This window comes from Ruminiclostridium cellobioparum subsp. termitidis CT1112, assembly GCF_000350485.1.
Taxonomy (GTDB): Bacteria; Bacillota; Clostridia; order Acetivibrionales; family DSM-1351; genus Ruminiclostridium; species Ruminiclostridium termitidis.
Window position 1 is genome coordinate 28,887 of sequence record NZ_AORV01000036.1, and the last position, 16,826, is coordinate 45,712.

The 16,826-nt window shown below is 42.4% G+C and carries 11 protein-coding genes and 1 pseudogene; 3 read left to right on the forward strand and 9 right to left on the reverse strand.

Features of this window, described 5'->3' with window-relative positions; translation table 11 throughout:
* Positions 1–29: 29 nt before the first annotated feature.
* The 5 genes from CTER_RS13670 to CTER_RS13685 form a co-directional block, all read right to left on the reverse strand.
* A complete protein-coding gene (locus CTER_RS13670) occupies positions 30–641 on the reverse strand; it encodes an ABC transporter permease subunit (protein ID WP_341349529.1) in 612 nt (203 codons plus the stop codon).
* Positions 634–993 (reverse strand): hypothetical protein, encoded by a 360-nt coding sequence (locus tag CTER_RS29190; protein ID WP_341349530.1) that lies wholly within the window; start codon positions 991–993, stop codon positions 634–636. The genes CTER_RS13670 and CTER_RS29190 overlap by 8 nt, the downstream gene beginning before the upstream one ends.
* 94 nt (positions 994–1,087) lie before the next feature.
* The gene (locus tag CTER_RS13675) at positions 1,088–2,749 is read right to left on the reverse strand and encodes an extracellular solute-binding protein (protein WP_165585966.1); all 1,662 of its coding nucleotides are present in this window, start codon (positions 2,747–2,749) and stop codon (positions 1,088–1,090) included.
* A 197-nt stretch (positions 2,750–2,946) separates the two neighbouring features.
* Positions 2,947–5,289: a helix-turn-helix domain-containing protein gene (locus CTER_RS13680; RefSeq protein WP_004626290.1), complete on the reverse strand. Its 2,343-nt coding sequence runs from the start codon at positions 5,287–5,289 to the stop codon at positions 2,947–2,949.
* A gap of 145 nt (positions 5,290–5,434) precedes the next feature.
* Entirely contained in the window at positions 5,435–7,549 is a 2,115-nt protein-coding gene (locus tag CTER_RS13685) for an alpha-galactosidase (protein WP_004626240.1), read from the reverse strand.
* A gap of 383 nt (positions 7,550–7,932) precedes the next feature.
* On the opposite strand from CTER_RS13685, the pseudogene CTER_RS13690 reads away from it, so the two are divergent.
* Positions 7,933–8,106, forward strand: a pseudogene (locus CTER_RS13690) (zinc-ribbon domain-containing protein); the annotation flags it as partial.
* 72 nt (positions 8,107–8,178) lie between these two features.
* Here CTER_RS13690 and CTER_RS13695 read toward each other — a convergent pair.
* The 3 genes from CTER_RS13695 to CTER_RS13705 all read right to left on the reverse strand — a co-directional run bounded on the left by CTER_RS13695 (position 8,179) and on the right by CTER_RS13705 (position 12,929).
* Positions 8,179–9,222 (reverse strand): aldose epimerase family protein, encoded by a 1,044-nt coding sequence (locus tag CTER_RS13695; protein ID WP_004626186.1) that lies wholly within the window; start codon positions 9,220–9,222, stop codon positions 8,179–8,181.
* Between the two features lie 177 nt (positions 9,223–9,399).
* Positions 9,400–11,184 carry an ABC transporter ATP-binding protein gene (locus tag CTER_RS13700; protein WP_004626342.1) on the reverse strand — a complete coding sequence of 595 codons (1,785 nt, stop codon included), beginning with the start codon at positions 11,182–11,184 and terminating at the stop codon, positions 9,400–9,402.
* Positions 11,184–12,929 carry an ABC transporter ATP-binding protein gene (locus CTER_RS13705; protein ID WP_004626350.1) on the reverse strand — a complete coding sequence of 582 codons (1,746 nt, stop codon included), beginning with the start codon at positions 12,927–12,929 and terminating at the stop codon, positions 11,184–11,186. Before CTER_RS13705 ends, CTER_RS13700 begins: the two co-directional genes overlap by 1 nt.
* Positions 12,930–13,397: 468 nt before the next feature.
* On the opposite strand from CTER_RS13705, the gene CTER_RS13710 reads away from it, so the two are divergent.
* Positions 13,398–14,243 (forward strand): AraC family transcriptional regulator, encoded by an 846-nt coding sequence (locus tag CTER_RS13710; protein WP_242834985.1) that lies wholly within the window; start codon positions 13,398–13,400, stop codon positions 14,241–14,243.
* Positions 14,244–14,524: 281 nt separating this feature from the next.
* On the opposite strand, the gene CTER_RS13715 is transcribed toward CTER_RS13710, so the two are convergent.
* Positions 14,525–15,340, reverse strand: a complete 816-nt coding sequence (locus CTER_RS13715; RefSeq protein WP_040761193.1) for a ZIP family metal transporter — start codon at positions 15,338–15,340, stop codon at positions 14,525–14,527.
* A gap of 390 nt (positions 15,341–15,730) precedes the next feature.
* Here CTER_RS13715 and CTER_RS13720 point away from each other — a divergent pair, with 390 nt between their 5' ends.
* Positions 15,731–16,705, forward strand: a complete 975-nt coding sequence (locus CTER_RS13720) for a CAP domain-containing protein (protein WP_004626327.1) — start codon at positions 15,731–15,733, stop codon at positions 16,703–16,705.
* Positions 16,706–16,826: the final 121 nt, after the last annotated feature.

Genomic DNA, 16,826 nt, shown 5'->3' on the forward strand with positions numbered 1-16,826 from the left:
TTTGTATCTCTCAGGACTGCCATAACCGGCTACCAGAGACTTGTTTCGGTAAACCGCCTTGAAATCCGGTTCACCAGAATAACCATGCAGCAGTTGATTACAGAATTGAAAAGACCGACGGCAGATGCAAAACTCCATTGGAAGGACTGCAGACCTGTTCTGTACACATATGAAGCTATTACATCGGAGGTTTCATAATTAACCGGTGAATACAGCAGTATGATTTTTTCATATCCCACACTCATGACCGCGCCCATCCTCATAATGAGCATGATAATAATGGTGGGAAGAATACAAGGTATTGTGATACTGATAATTTGCCTTATCCTTCCGATTCCGTCCATTTTGGCCGCTTCATACAGTTGGGGATCAATACTGCTTATTGCAGCAAGGTATATAATACTCCCCCAGCCTGCCTCCTGCCAGATGCCGGATGCTACAAAAATCGTCCTGAAATTTCCGGGGTCCTGCATAAGGTTCCGGGATTCCATGCCAAAATACTGAAGCAGACTGCTGATTATCCCGTCACTGGTAGTAAAACTGACCACAAGCCCGCAGACAACAACCAGGGATACAAAGTGCGGCAGGTAGGATATGGTTTGTACAGTTCTCTTAAAGGAAACACTTGAAATTTCATTCATAAGAAGGGCCAAAATTATGGGAATCGGGAAACCCCAAAGGATCTGGTATACGCTGATCAGCACGGTATTCCTGAAAAGCCGCCAGAAGTATTGCCCGGTAAAAAAAATCAACAAAATGCTGGAAACCCACAAAAGGACTTCCCAAAAAGCCCTTTCCGGGGGAATAATCCTGAAAGGCCATGACATTCCCATATAAAGGTATATAGTGGAATATAACAAAATATAGAATTATGGGAATGGCCATGATATAAATATATTTGTTTTTTTTCAGATCCCTTCCCGAATCCTTTATAAAGGAATTCCAACGGGAACGGGCATTTTTGCCCTGTGATGCTATGTTAATCTGATTCATAAATTGATTTCACCCTAACTGAAAAATAATTTTAAGTTTGAGTCAGATCCGAAGTTGTTTGAAAATATCCTTCCGACCTGACTCATTGGACTTATTACCTGTTCATATATCTGTCATAGGCAGCCTGCCGGATTTGAATCAACTCGTCGGCACCCATTTTTTTGAGGGCTTCGACATGTTTGTCAAAATTTTCTACCGGTTCAACTCCCACCACCATTTTGCTGAATATTTCATTCCAGTAGGTGTTGATATCATTTTGAAGCTTGGTCATTTTATTTGTTTCTTCTGTTGTAAAGCTGGCCCTTTGGGGATAGAAAAGGGATTTGTCAGCCTGGCTCCAGATTTCATGGGATTCTCTTTGAGGCGGAATCACAAATGTAATCTGCTCAAAATAATCCGGATCCTTGGTCATTGAAAAATTGCCCACGGCCATTGAATATTTGCACAATGCCTGATTGATTGTAAGACCGTCCGGGTTTTTCATCACTATATCAGTGTATTTCGGTTTCCCGTTTTCCATCACATAGCTTTCATTCTCTATCCCATAGTTAAACAGTCTGGTTCCTTCATCACTGTATACATAATCCAGCATGCGGACTATTTCATCAATATACCTGCTTTTTGACGAAACCACTGTTCCCCCTGAGAAAACCATTGCTATGTCGTCCCTTGAACCGGAATAGCTTTTGCCTGCGGGACCTGTGGACCAGGGAAGAGCCTTTATGGCAAACCCGGGGATCTTGTCCTTGGCAGTGTTATAAAAGTTCACTATAAATGCGTTGTAAGTATAGTAAAAACCTGCCTTATCCGAGGTTATCATAGCTTCAAAGGCCTTGTTATCCGTTGTCAGATAATCCTTGTCCAGAAGGCCTTCCTCATACCATTGGTGCATGGTTGCCACATAATCCCTGCAAGCCGGTGAAAGGAAGCTGAGGTTCACTTTGCCGTTATCCACATAACTGTAGCCGTCTGCACTGCTGTCAAAAAATCCCCAGGCACTTGACAGGAAATCCAGATTCTTTTGAGCGATAAATGGGATCTCATCATTGGGATCTCCGTTTTTATTGGCGTCTTTTTCCTTAAAGGCCTTCAAAACAGTATGCAATTCATCAATAGTTTCAGGTTCCTTCAAGCCCAGATTATCCAGCCAGTCTTTACGGATCATTGGGCCATAGATGGAAAACCAGCCCTGTGAACCGTCCTCAAATTCCTTGATACGCATCATAGGAAAGGCATAAATGGAGCCGTCGTCATTAAGGGCCTGCTTTTTTGCCTGATCGTATTTATTCAGAACTTTCATAAAATTGGAGTCAAATTTGTCCAGATAGTCTTTAAGATTAACTATGCTGCCATTGTTGGCAAGCTTGGAAAGCAAATCAGTATTGATGCCTCCCCAAATAAAATCGGGCATATCACCTGATGCCACCGCAAGGTTCACCACCTGCTCCTCCTGTCCAACCGGAGGGTGCTGCCACTCGATCTTTATTCCTGTTAATTTCTCCAGTTCTTTAAAGCACGCCACTTCCGAAAAGGTCTTTGCAACTGAAACAGTATCAGCTTTTGCAGCACCAAGTGCTTTGATGGTTATGGGTTTATTTACAATAGGAAGGGAATTGCCGCCGTCGGCTGCTGACTGTGAAGATGTTTGTGCCGAAGGTGTCCCCTCTGCGGCTTTTCCATCCTCTTTTTGAGTGCAGGCCGACAAAAATGGCACAGATATAGCAACTGCTAAAAATACAGCTAATGTTTTTTTCATTAACATAATACTTCCTCCTTCAATCAATTGACTGATTCATGACAGCACTGCCGGCGGGCTTCATTCACATGACCAATATAAGCCATAGAGCTCTTCCTGTATATGGCCAATAATTTTACTTGATGATCTATTTTTTAGTGAAGGCGTATTTGCTGGGTTTGAAAGACATTTACACGTTTGCGTTACTGCTCCGGCAATCAAATCACCGATTTTTTATCCGGATCCTCATCTTTTTGTAAACCCTGGGATTTGGCCCTTTCATGGCTGCCGGCCTCCCTGAATTGTCCGGGTGTGACACCTTCCATTTTCCTGAAGGTTCTGATTAAAATGGAGGAATTGGTATAGCCTACATTCTCTGCAATTACATTCAGGGGCAAATCGGTGCCAAGCAATTGCTGTTTAACCTTTTCCAACCGCAGTTGATTAATATATTCGGATAAATTAGTCCCCATTTGTTCCTTGAAATAGGCTGATAGATAGGAAGCATTTATATGAATGGCATTTGCTATCCTCTCAAGACTTATGCCGTTATCGGTATAATGCTGATGTATATACGTCAGTATATCTTCTTTTAGTGCTTCATTCCTGCTCTTTTTATTTTTATTGACTTCATGGCACAGACCGGTCACTGCCCCGGCGATGGTTTCATGCAGCTGGTCGATAAAGGTGCACTCCACTATAGCCGATACCTTGCCGAAATAGAAACCGGCTGCCTCTGCAGCCATATTTAATTCGCTCATGGCCTGGAATACCGTATTCAATATTCCGAAATACAGGCATTTGAAACCATTTACAGACAGATTTCTGTCCTGTGTGTTCAAATCATGGATAGACTTCAGTATCTCCAGCGCCTGAACCGTATTCCCGGTTTTAATGGTGTTGCTGAGCTTTATCTGCGTATCCTGGGGATAAAAATAATTGCTCTGCAGCTTACAGAGCTCATCAAAAAACTGGATGGAAGCTTTTCTATGAAAGATGAGATATTCCCTGGCCTGATCGGCTTCCTGGCGCAGCAGGCTAATATCCTCTATTTCACTGCAGCTGTCCGATATGCCAATATACGGATGGATATCAAATTCATCCCGGATAACTTTAAGACCTTCCGAAAGCTTTTGAACCAGTGCCTCTTTTTCGGACTCAAGTGTGGAATCAATATTAAGCAGAAAACAGCGTACAGTCTTATCCAACATGGTACTGTACACATTACCCACAGAGGTAAGGATTTCTTCAAAAATATTTGCAATGACAAATTGAGCCAGCACATAATCTTCCGAGTGTTCCTTACGTATAAAGCCCCCGCATTCATCAAGCTCTACCATCATCACAACATAATTTTCCGCTGAAAAATGTATGCCGTTTTTCCGGGAACATGCCTCCATCCGGTCATTATCCGTGAAACCGGCATGCAAAAGCTGCTGCAGGACACTGTCCTTTATAAGCGGCACCTGGACCTCAACAATCCTGCTCACACTGTTATATTGCTTAAGTGTTTCGCTGATGGCCTCCTCCAGATAACCCAGATCCGATACACCCTCTTTATTAAAATCCGTCTCCTTGAACTTTTTAATAATGCGCTTAATGGGCAGGTAATTCATTCTTGCAAGACCAGCCGACAGAATTATTCCTAAAATTATGGCAGCCACAGACGCCATTATGCCTATATATCTCAGAGAATACAGCTTATTGAACGCGACATCGGTGGATGTCAGGGATATAAAGAACCATTTATGATATTTGGATACCGAATAACTGGCCAGATAACTATCAAAATATATTTGGCCCGAGGTTTCATTTTTTTCCCAGTTTTCATGTATTTCTTCAATTATATTGCTATATTTATCACTGTTCCCCGTATCTGCGATAACACTTCCGGTTTCATCCAGTACAACGCTGTACTCTCCCGGACTTTCAGCGGTTTCCCCGCCCAGCCCCAGGATTTGCTCCTCATCAATAAATATGAGCACCGAGCCAAGTACCTGCGAATTGTCCCACAAGGGCAATGTCAGGATAAACGCCTTGGTTTTCCGGCCCGAAGTGTCATCGACAGTGAGAAATCTGCCGTTGGAAGGCTTTTGCATCGCCTTCTTCATATCCTCCCTGTGATTGTAATTCAACATTTCATTGAAAAAAAATTCACTGCTATAGGTGCCGTTGCTGCCGATTACCATATCCGAGCTGTCAAAGCATAGATAGATCGAAGAAAAATAGCTGTTAATACTGCAATATCTGCTTAAATCCTTTGTTATTTCATAGGCTGCATAGATATTTGAAGCATCATCGGTGTCCCTGACTCTCAGAAAGCTTTGTACTCTTGGGCTCAAGGCTATTTCAGAGGTTACCAGTTCAATGGATTTCAGCCGTTCCTCAACGAAAACCTGACTTTTGCGCAGTGCAGACATATTATTCAGACTGAGTTGATTTTTTAAATCCTCCTCGGCAATAGTGTAAACTGTGATGCTGATGGTCAAGATAACAGCCAGAACGGCTATATAGGACAAAAAATAACGTATAAAGGCATTCATCCGAATAATTTTACTCACTGAATCCATCCTCCCGAGAAATATTTGCATTTAGAAACAGCTTGTATTGATGTGTTTTTATGATTTATTATATCAAATTATATCAAAAAAAGAGAGCCAGTCCGGATTAATTTATCTGAACTGGCCTTTATAATTAATTTTTTTCCTATTCCTCAAGCTTTTTTATTTGCAAAAGTGCACTGTCAAAATCCCCCTTTAAACTCAGAGGCAAACCTATATGCATAAGTGTACTGCCATAATAGATCCTGTTGCTCTCCTCACTGCCGGCAGCCTGCACCAAATACCTGGAATTCTTTGACAGGCCCTGGAGCTTCAGCCTTTTACAAGGATCCCCAAATTTTTGAGAGTGAAGGAATGCAAATACAACACTTTCCTCATCCGATTCCGAGATGTACTGTACTGCCGATACCGGGGAATTTCCCGGCGAAAGCAGCCTGTACAGTCTGCCGTTCTGGACGATATGTCTTATACTTTTATATTCATCAATATGACTGGTGTACAGTGACAGCTCTTCAGCCGTCAGATTGCCGATATTTGAACCTATACCAAGTCCCCCGCACATGGCCGAGCGGAATTTATAGCTGATATCCCTCCTGCCGCTTCTCCTGTAGGACGGGTGAGTATCAGTTACCCAGCACATCATAATTCCGGGGTTGTAAAAATTGGTGAATCCTTCCTGTATGAAAAGTCTTTCATAGGGGTCGGTGTTGTCACTGGGCCAGCTTTGATCGGCATATTTCAGTATCCCCAGATCTATGCGCCCTCCCCCGCCTGCGCAGGTTTCAAGTTCTACCTGGGGAAACTCCCTCCTCAAGGTGTCCCATATCTCATAAAGTGCATCCACATGGGCTCTCCACAGTTCCCTGTGATCCACCCCGTCGCAGGAACCCAGATCGGTTATCATCCTGTTCATATCCCATTTGAGGAAAGATATATTGTTTTGAGCAAGCAGGGAGCGAAGCATATCCAGAAGGTATTCCCTTACCTCTTTTAATGAAATATTAAGAACGTACTGGTTGCGGGACTGCATGGGCTCGACGCCGTCTATATGGTAAATCCAGTCGGGATGGGCTCTGAACAGGCAGCTGTCGGGATTTACAGCCTCCGGCTCCACCCAGATGCCAAAATCCATCCCCAGACCGTTTACATATGAAATAAGTTCTCCCAACCCGTTGGGAAATTTGCCGGCATTCGGCGTCCAGTCTCCAAGTCCCGCATTATCTCCATGTCGTTCTCCAAACCAGCCGTCATCCACCACAAACAATTCCACACCCATGGATGCAGCCTTATCGGCAAGCTTCATCTGCTCCTTGACATTTACATCAAAGGTAGTGGCCTCCCAGGAATTGTAAAGAACCCTCCTCGGCTTTGACGTGGTTGTAATATGAGCCTTCTGGAAGCTGTGAAGCTTCCGGCTCATTCCTCCGAAGCCTCCGTCTGAAAAGCCGAAAAAGAACTCAGGTGTCTCAAGACTTTCTCCCTGACCAAGGGTCTTGAAGAAATCCGAATCATTCATGCCCCCGGTAACTCTTATATTATCAAATATGGTCTTCTCTACGGATATCTTCCAGTTGCCGCTGTAGGCAAGCTGTCCGAACCAGACATTACCGTTCTGCTCGGTGGCACCCTCTTCATAGACGGCAAAGGATGGATTGAAATGGGGCCCGGTCATGCCCCTTTTGGACTGCATTGTGAATACACCTGTGTTGACAGGTGCATCATTGATGACAAACTCCCCCGCCCACTTTCCGGTGACATATCTCATGAAAGGCCTTTCAAGCTGCGGCAGGCTCAATGCTGCCGACTGAAAATTCTCTATCATGAGCGGGCTGCCAATGTTATTTAAAATCGCCTTCCTTGAGATAATATCCAATTCTTCATAAACCACATACTCAAGAATAAGCTGGAATTCCCTGACCTTGTCCTCAAGTGTGATCCTCAGGGTCTGAACCCTATCCTGTCTATTGAAGATTTCCCAGCCGGCAAACTCTGTAAAAACCACACTCTCAACGCCCTGCTGCAGTTTAAGGCAGGGTTCGGCAAAGCTGCGCCCGTTCCAGCAGGTGAACTCCTCCCTGTCCAAATTTGTATCGGGGTCAAAGGAGCTGTGAAAGTTAACTTCCATGAGTTCAACACAGTCTTCGGCATTTACCGGTTCCCCCCAGTAAAGGTTCTGGAGATATCCTCCCACTCCAAAAATATATGACATACCCCTGGTACTTAAATGAAAGAGCTTTTTATTTTCATGAAATACTATCATGGCCTGTTCCTTTCAAATATATATTTTTAACTATATTATTAATTTATATTAATCATTTGAATTTCTGAATAAAAATACTTATCAGCTTCCATAATACTATTTTAGATAATAATAAACGCCATGAAAATAGACTAAAAAATTAAAATAATGGATTATATTACGGTAATATTTTTTCTGATATACTTTCATAATGTTATTGTCAATACTTTGTCAAATAAAATTATTTCCAAATATAACAAATTTCTTGCTTATTATTTGTGCAGATAGTATAATATAAGTGCTAAGGCTTATAATTTCTTATTCTTATTTGTACAATCCTTTTTCGCTCCGTAATGTTTAAGGCTTTATATGCTCAGCAATAAAATTTTTTTGGAGGTATTCCAATGCAAGACAAAACTCTTACTTGTAAAGATTGCGGCGCAACTTTTACTTTTACGGTTGGCGAGCAAGAATTCTACGCGGAAAAAGGATTCACAAACGAGCCTGCAAGATGTCCTGAATGTAGAAAAGCTAAAAAAGCTTCACAAAAAAGTTCTAACGGTGGATTTTCTAGAAGATAGGTTTGTGCCAACAGGTACTGTACAACAATTAACCCCTGGTTGATTACCAGGGGTTTTTGTTTTGTTTGATTATTTAGTAGTAAATTTATATATTGTAACATGGTGATACTTTTCTCCCGCCTTGAGAACAGGTGAAGGAAAGTGCTTGTGCTTCATTGCATTGGGAAAGTACTGGGTTTCCAGGCAAAGCCCGTTTCTTTTGCCATAGACGGCATTTTCCTTTCCGTTGAGGTTATCGAGGAAATTTCCCGAATAGAACTGTACACCCGGTTTTGTAGTAAACACCTGCATTAAACGTCCGCTTTCGGGATGATATAACTCTGCTGCCACTTCCCCGGCATTTCCCTTTGTATTCAATACCCAGTTGTGATCATAGCCTCCGCCGTTTTTAATCTGTTCATCGCTGCTGTCAAAGCCTTCTGCAAAATCCCTGAGCGCAGTAAAATCCATTACGGTGCCTTTTACGCTTCTGATCTCTCCGGTTGGAATGCACTCATCATTTACAGGTGTAAAGCTGTCTGCATTTATATAAATCTGGTGTTTCAATATATCGCCCGATGCATGCCCGCCCAGGTTGAAATATGCATGATTTGTCAGGTTCACTACCGTGTCCTTGTCTGAAACCGCATTGTAGTCTATAACAAGCTCATTTTCCCCGGTTAAGGAATATTCAACCTTCACATCAACCTTTCCCGGATAATTTTCCTCTCCATCGGGACTTGTATGGGTCAGTACAAGCTTCTCTCCTATGACCTCGGCCTTCCAGACAACATTGTGAAAACCTGTTATTCCGCCGTGTAGATGATTTTTTCCATCATTTTTTGCAAGTTCATATACTTTTCCGTTGAGCTCAAATGCGGCGCCTTCTATTCTGTTAGCGTGCCTTCCTATAAGTGCTCCCAGGTATCCGGGATTTTCAATATATTTGTCAAGGTTCCTGTAGCCCAAAGTCACATCTGCCATATTCCCGTCCCTGTCGGGCACTGTGATTGAAACTATTATGCCGCCGAAATTGATAATATCAACTGATACTTTACTGGAATTTGTCAGAGTAAAAATATCTACCTGTGTTCCGTCGGGCAAAGTACCGAAATAATTCTTTGTTATACTCACTGTTATATCCTCCCCAGATATGAATTAATAGAATAAACCATACTTAACAGGTTATCTTCCAATTTATTTTATTTATATCATAATTCAATATTCAATACATGTAAAGTACGCAGTCACGACCAGCGGTAAAATCCGCAGCGCCTTGAAGCTTCCCGCGGGAAATCAATAATGCCCCGGCTACACGGCCTCAAGCACACTGAACTGTGAATTGTACAATTTGTAATAGTGCCCTTTTAAGGCCAGCAATTCCTCATGTGTTCCGCGTTCCACTATTGAGCCGCTGTCAATGTACATGATACAATCGGCATTTTTTATTGTAGAAAGTCTGTGGGCAATTATAAAGGAAGTTCTGCCTTTCAGCAGTCTTTGCAGACCGTTTTGAAGGGCAAGCTCGGTTCTGGTGTCGATACTTGAGGTCGCCTCATCCAATATGAGAATTCTCGGGTCGGCAAGCAGCGCTCTGGCAAAGGATATCAACTGCCGCTCTCCGATGGACAGCCTTGTTCCTCTCTCATTTATTTCAGTATCGTATCCTTCCTTCAGATTCATTATAAAATCATGGGCACATACTGTTTTCGCAGCCTGTATGGCCTCCTCGTCGGTGGCGTCCGGTCTGGCATATTTAATATTGCTCATTACCGTTCCCGAGAAAAGGAAGGTATCTTGAAGCATCACACCCATTTGGCTTCTGAGAGAGCCCAGTGTGACATTCCTTATATTTATTCCGTCAATCAGCACCTCGCCCTCCTGAACATCATAAAATCTGCTGAGAAGGTTGATTACCGTGCTCTTTCCTGCTCCGGTAGGCCCCACAAGTGCAATGGTACTGCCCTGCCCGACTTTAAAGTTTATATTATCCAGAATTTTGTTTCCGGCCTCCTCGTCATAGGTAAAGCCCACATTCTTGAATTCCACCTGTCCTTTGACCTGGGGCATTTCAGTTGCTCTCGGGAGATTGGAAATTGCCGGCTCCTCGTCTATGGTCTCAAATATCCTCTCAAGGTAGGCCATGGCATTTATCATTGCGTTATAAAAATTCCCCATATTGGCAATCGGCTGCCAGAATCTCCATATGTAACTTATAAATGCTATCAGCACACCGACGGATACACCCTGTATCCATATTATTCCCGCAAAATAGAGCACTGCCACACCTGATGTGGAGATGGTATCAATAATAGGCCATAAAATAAAGTTGGATTTGGTAAATTTCATCCATGCCTTTCTATAGGCAATGCTCAGTTCACGGAAAATACTCTCGTTCTTTTTTTCACGGGCAAAGGACTGGGTAACCTTGACACCGCAAATACTCTCATGGATATAGGCATTCAGGTTTGACTGCTTCATGCTTAAAGCCTGGGTATTCCTTCTCTGTATATTTTTAATAAACATTATGGTTATTATAAGGGGAGGCAGTCCCAGCAGGCTGACCAGTGTCAGCTTCACATTTATGAACAGCATGAAAACTACGATACACACCAGAGTGAACATATCGGTTATAAAGTTTATAAAACCGTTTGACAGCAGGTCACTCAGTGAATTGACATAGTTTAATACCCTGACCAGTATTTTTCCATGAGGGCGGCTGTCATAATATGAAAATGGAAGCTCCTGAAGTTTGTAAAAAATATCTTCCCTGATCTTTTTTACAATATTGTTCCCTATGGTGGACATAAGCCTGACCCTGAATTTGAAGCATATCGCGTTTACAATGAGCGTGACGGCAAAAATGACCGACAAAATTATCAATCCGTTAACATCCTTGTCAGGAATCCTGTTGTCTATTGCATCCTGCACAAGCACCGGGCCCAGCAGATTTGCAATGCTGGCTATAAGCATCAGCATTACTGTGACAACTATGGTGAGCTTATAGGGCTTCATATATCTGAGAAGCCTTATTAAGTCTTTCATTCTGAAAACCGATACCAGTTCTTCATCCACATCGTACTTGTTTCTGGCCATTACCCCACCTCCTTGACCGCTGCGGCGTCAAAATCGCCGAACTGGGTAAGATATACGTTATAATAGTAACCCTTCTGTTTCAAAAGCTCTTCATGGGTACCCTGTTCAATAATTGTTCCTCCGTTAATAACTATTATCTTATCGGCATTTTTGACAGATGCTATTCTGTGAGCAATTATAAACGTTGTTTTATTATTATAGAAAGACCTTAGTGTCTTGTGTATCTCGAATTCGGTTTCCATATCCACGCTGGAGGTGGTATCGTCCAGGATCAGTATTGAAGGATCCTTCAGAATAGCTCTTGCAAGTGCTATTCTCTGCCTCTGTCCGCCCGACAGGCCCACTCCCCTCTCCCCGATAATGGTATCGTAACCTTCGGGCAGGTTTGATATGAACTTATGGGCATCTGCTATTCCCGCAGCCCACTTTACAGATTCATATGGGGCATCCGGCACACCATAGGCTATATTGCCCTCGATGGTATCTGAGAAAAGGAACACATCCTGCATCGCAACCGATATTTTTGCACGGAGGTTTCTCAGTTCCATATCTCTGACATTTATATTGTCTATCAGTACTTCACCCTCACTGCAGTCATAGAATCTGCATATGAGATTTACAAGTGTGGATTTGCCTGAACCGGTAGGTCCGATTATAGCTATTGTCTGTCCGGGACTGGCCTTCAGGCTGACATTTTTCAGCACCTCTTCCCCCTCGTAGCCAAAGCTCACATTTTTAAATTCAACCACACCTTTGATATCTTCTTCGGCAGGCTGTTCCGTATTGCTTATTGATGTCTCGGTCTCGAAGAATTCTCTGATTTTATCCGCCGAGGCGTTAAAACGCTGTATGTCGTTTATGAGCCAGCCGCACTGTCTCATAGGATTGCCCAGGGCCCATATTATGGAATTGAAGGTTACCAGCTCTCCGATGGATATCTGGTCGTTGATTACCAGAATACCCCCGATTATAATGATGGTAAGTGAAAGAGCTCCGGCCAGCGCATCTATTATGGGGAGGTATTTTGACCAAACATTGGCCGAATCCATGTTTTTCTGCCTGTATGCCTCATTTTCCCTGTCAAACTTGTCAATTTCAATCTTCTCTGTGGCAAAGGCCTTTATGACCCTGTTTCCGCTGATGTTCTCCTGTACTACGGAATTCAGCCTTGAAAACTGCTGTCTGACGGCTGAAAAGGTCGGTCTTACCTCATTGGCAAGTTTTATGGCCGCCCAGCCGAGAAAAGGTATGACCAGAAGCAGCACAAGCGTAAACTGCCAATTGATTGTGAATAACAGTATCACCGCAAAAATAAAAATTACGGCATTTTCAAAGACCATGTAAATGACCCAGGCTACAAAATGGCGGACTGTGTCCATATCACCGGTCATTTTTGCCATGATGTCACCGGTTCTTGTGGTGTCGAAAAACTTGAAATCCAGCGCCTGAAGCTTCCTGTACATATCCTCCCTAATGGTCATGTATGCTCCCTGGGAGACTTTCTCAAAGTTTATCTGGTATGTAAATCTTATTATTGCCTTTGCTGCCGTGGCTCCGATCATTAATGCCGCCAATGCAAAAAGTATTTCCCTGTGTCCCTGCTTGATAACCCTGTCAACAATAATACCCGACACATATGGAGATACCATGCTTAGTGCCGAAGCAACAAGGACCATGATAAGGCTTATGCAAATCCGGAATTTATATTTCTTTATGTAGCTCCATACCCATTTTACATTTTCCATAAATAAGTAATTCCTTCCATTTTAATTCACAAATTTATTTTACAAATTCAATTGAGGTTAAAGCCGTCACCTTCAGGCGGATCAAGCTCTCAAGCCGCTTTTACAACGCTTTTACCCCACTTTTGCCGTAGTTTTTATTTGAGTCCATAGTTATTGACCTTAGTACTATTATAAAGAGTAAACCCTCTTATAAAATGGATATTCTTTACCTGGTGATGGATATTTTTATCCTATGTGCTTAATAACATTATTAATGAATATGATTGGAATCGGGGTAAGTTTGTGATAACATATAAATTAATACTGTATACATATTATTGTAAATATATATGCAAATTGTTCTGTAAAAATAGGCATACAAAGCCGTAAATGTTGTAAATATGTATTATACTTAGTTTTTATTTTGATTTTTTATTTTGTTTTTAATTTGCTTTTAAAATGACTGCAATGGAGTGATTTCTTTTGTGTATGCCCGAAGTAAGAGCTGAATGCTTTAATCCAACCTTACTGTACGCATTTATTAATGTAGCCGACTGTGAAAAAACCATGAGTTATCACGTTCATGACTTCACGGAGGTTAAAATCATATTGGCCGGAAATTTCACATATGTTATTGACGATGTCAGATATGAGGTGACAAAGGGTAATATCGTAATAGTCAAACCTGGTTTAAAACACCTTAAGATCATACCCGAAGGTGTCCAGGTGGAAGAATTCAATTACGCCCTGGGCGATTTTCAGATAAAAAATCTGCCCCCGAATTATCTGATTGAGCCCGACGCCGGGATAATTTATTCCATGCCGCTGTTTCAGCCGGATATTTTAAAATGCGTCAATGAAACCTTATCCGAACAGGAAAAGAATGAGCCTTACTGTGATCTGATGATTAAGGCGAGTATTCTTAAACTCACCTCTCTGCTGTACAGGGGAATGAATGCAAACAAGGATAAGTCCGAAAAAGCCAGACTTAATTTTGCAAATTCAGAAAAAACCAATGTGGTAAATACAATACTGGAATATCTGAGCCAGAATTACATGAAACCCATTTCCTTATACAGACTCGCCCATAACATGTACCTGAGTCCTGTATACATATCCAAGATATTCAAGGAGGAGACAGGGGAATCGCCTATCAATCATCTGATACGTATCCGCCTGACCAAGGCCAATGAGCTTTTGAATGCAGGCAATATTCCCATCAAAACGGTTGCAAGAAATGTAGGCTACGAGGATGCGTATTACTTCAGCAAGCTGTATAAAAAATACTATGGCATCCCGCCTTCGGTAGAAAAGCGTGCCAGCGTAATCAGTTAAGTTAACGCGTTGTGCCAATAAATTTAAATTTTGCTTTACCTTTTTAATTTTTATATCAACTGGTACTTTCCGTACTAACTTCATAAAATAAGGCGCACCCAAAACAATTGCGTCCTTATTTCATGAAGTTATACTCACGTACCAGTTGCTTTTGATTAAATCTATCTGTAAAGCAAATACAAAATTTCAATTAGCACAACAGGTTAATTGAAATATAATTTAACCCGCAGTGCCAGTTAAATTGTCGCTCAACTTTCCAGCAGCACGCGACACACTCTTTTTTATCCCAGGGCCACATCCAATATCATCATAATGGCAAATCCTAATATACAGCCTATGGTAGCCAGGTGAGTACTTTCATGGGAGCCGCTCTGCGCCTCCGGAATGAGCTCCTCCACCACAACGAATATCATAGCTCCGGCTGCAAAGGCCAGTGCATATGGCAGAACAGGCTTTACGAACATAACCAGGGCCGCTCCCAGCACACCTGCAATGGGCTCAACTATACCGGAAGCCTGTCCGTAGAAAAAGCTCCTGCTTCGCGATAATCCTTCCCTTCTGAGCGGAATTGAAACTGCCGCCCCTTCCGGAAAGTTCTGCAAACCAATACCGATTGCAATTGCCAGAGCCGACATCAGCGTTCCGTCGGTTATTCCGCCTGCAACTGCTCCAAAGGCCACACCTACGGCAAGTCCCTCCGGTATGTTGTGCAGCGTTATTGAAAAAACCAGTAAGATGCTGCGTTTTAGACTGGTAGATATTCCTTCGGCCTCCCCGTCCTTGGAGTTGAGATGCGTATGCGGAATTATTTTGTCTGCCAGATATAAAAAGCCTGCACCGCCTAAGAAGCCTATCGTGGCCACCAGCCAGGCAGGTATGGGTGCATCTCCGGCCATTTCAATAGCCGGTGCCAGGAGTGACCAGAAGCTTGCGGCAATCATAATTCCAGCAGCAAAACCCAGCATGGTGTTTAAAACACGTCTGTTTATCTCCTTAAAAAAGAATACCATTGCCGCTCCGAGTGCAGTCATTGCCCAGGTCATCAGAGTTGCCAGCAGGGCTTGAAATATATGATTCTGATTGCTTATCCATTCCAACACTTTGTTTTACCGCCTTTCCTCCGGTTTCTGTTTCATTTATTCCCCATTTTACCATAGGTAAACAGCAAATAATAATATATTTTTTAGTCCAAATAAACAAATTTCAATTATTTTTATTGTTAATTTTATGTCAACTTGACCAAGGGCTATCCCTGCTGCCTCAAGGTTTTACTCCTTTTTTCCAAAACCCTGTAGGCCTACACTTAAGCGGGTTACCATAAATTGGGGGGTTGTTTCTCATAGAAAGCAGTGTTAACATAATGTCCATACCCCGGTAGCTGATAAATATTTACGCTGAACGAAGCATTGAACAGAAGCATCGTCACAAACGCTGATTATGGGCATGAAGAAGCACGTAAAATTTAGTCGAAACTAATGGAGGTAAACATGAATAATAAAAAAACAACAGTTATATCAAGTATCGCAGCATGTGCTGTACTCGTATCATTCTTTGCATTCAGCAGCAATGCAAATGTGTCAGGAAACAAAGCCGCCGCTGACAACAGCAGGCCGGCCGAAGCTGCCGCTTTAAACAGCGAAGCCGTCAAGGAGCAAACTCCTGTATCGGCAGCAGTTGATACCGCATTTAAAACCTTGGAAGGAAATGCGGCTGCCGGTAATAATCAGCCTCAGAATACAGTCCTGAATACCGGCGATAAATCCGGTGAACCAAAGGTATTGAATGTAAGTACTTCAGTAAAAAACACTCAAAATTGCCCAAAGACAAATTCAGCTAAAAGCTCAAATAATCAGCAAAATAGCGTAACTTCCGTAAAATCAAAATTGGAAGAAATAATCAAATCATATACCGGTTCTTTATCAGCTAAATTAACAAATAATTCAAACTGCAGCAAAACAACTACGTCAAAGCCGGCTTCAAGCAAGCCTGCAACAACAAAGCCCGCTGCAAAACCAACTACCGGCACAACAAAGCCTGCCGGAACAACCAAGCCGGCACCAAGCACCACCAACGGGGATTACAGTGCATTTCAAAAGAAAGTAGTTGACCTGGTTAATGCAGAAAGATCCAAAGCAGGACTCAAGCCATTAAAGATGAATACCGAGCTGAGCAAGGTAGCTACCCTTAAATCACAGGATATGGCAAAGAATAATTACTTCGACCATAATTCACCAACCTACGGCTCACCTTTTGATATGATGAAAAAGTACGGAATCAGCTACAGAACTGCCGGCGAGAATATCGCAATGGGACAGACATCACCTGAACAGGTTATGCAGGGCTGGATGAATTCACCCGGACACAGAGCAAACATTCTTAATTCATCCTTTACCCAAATCGGAGTAGGTATAGCCAAGAATTCAAGCGGAAGATTATACTGGACACAACAGTTTATAGGATAATCAAGATTTTAAATAAGAATAATCAGTTTTATATCAGCGTAATGCAGGCCGGAGCCAATCCGGCCTGTTTTTCTTTTACAGTAAATTAATCCGTTATACCAGTACAATATTCTGTATATTG

What these genes read in the sequence shown, in the direction of transcription:
- CTER_RS13675 (WP_165585966.1), bottom strand. Translation starts at nt 2,749, where the DNA reads ATGAAAAAAACATTAGCTGTATTTTTAGCAGTTGCTATATCTGTGCCA.
- CTER_RS29190 (WP_341349530.1), bottom strand. Translation starts at nt 993, where the DNA reads ATGAATCAGATTAACATAGCATCACAGGGCAAAAATGCCCGTTCCCGT.
- CTER_RS13705 (WP_004626350.1), bottom strand. Translation starts at nt 12,929, where the DNA reads ATGGAAAATGTAAAATGGGTATGGAGCTACATAAAGAAATATAAATTC.
- CTER_RS13685 (WP_004626240.1), bottom strand. Translation starts at nt 7,549, where the DNA reads ATGATAGTATTTCATGAAAATAAAAAGCTCTTTCATTTAAGTACCAGG.
- CTER_RS13720 (WP_004626327.1), top strand. Translation starts at nt 15,731, where the DNA reads ATGAATAATAAAAAAACAACAGTTATATCAAGTATCGCAGCATGTGCT.
- CTER_RS13700 (WP_004626342.1), bottom strand. Translation starts at nt 11,184, where the DNA reads ATGGCCAGAAACAAGTACGATGTGGATGAAGAACTGGTATCGGTTTTC.
- CTER_RS13670 (WP_341349529.1), bottom strand. Translation starts at nt 641, where the DNA reads ATGAATGAAATTTCAAGTGTTTCCTTTAAGAGAACTGTACAAACCATA.
- CTER_RS13710 (WP_242834985.1), top strand. Translation starts at nt 13,398, where the DNA reads ATGCCCGAAGTAAGAGCTGAATGCTTTAATCCAACCTTACTGTACGCA.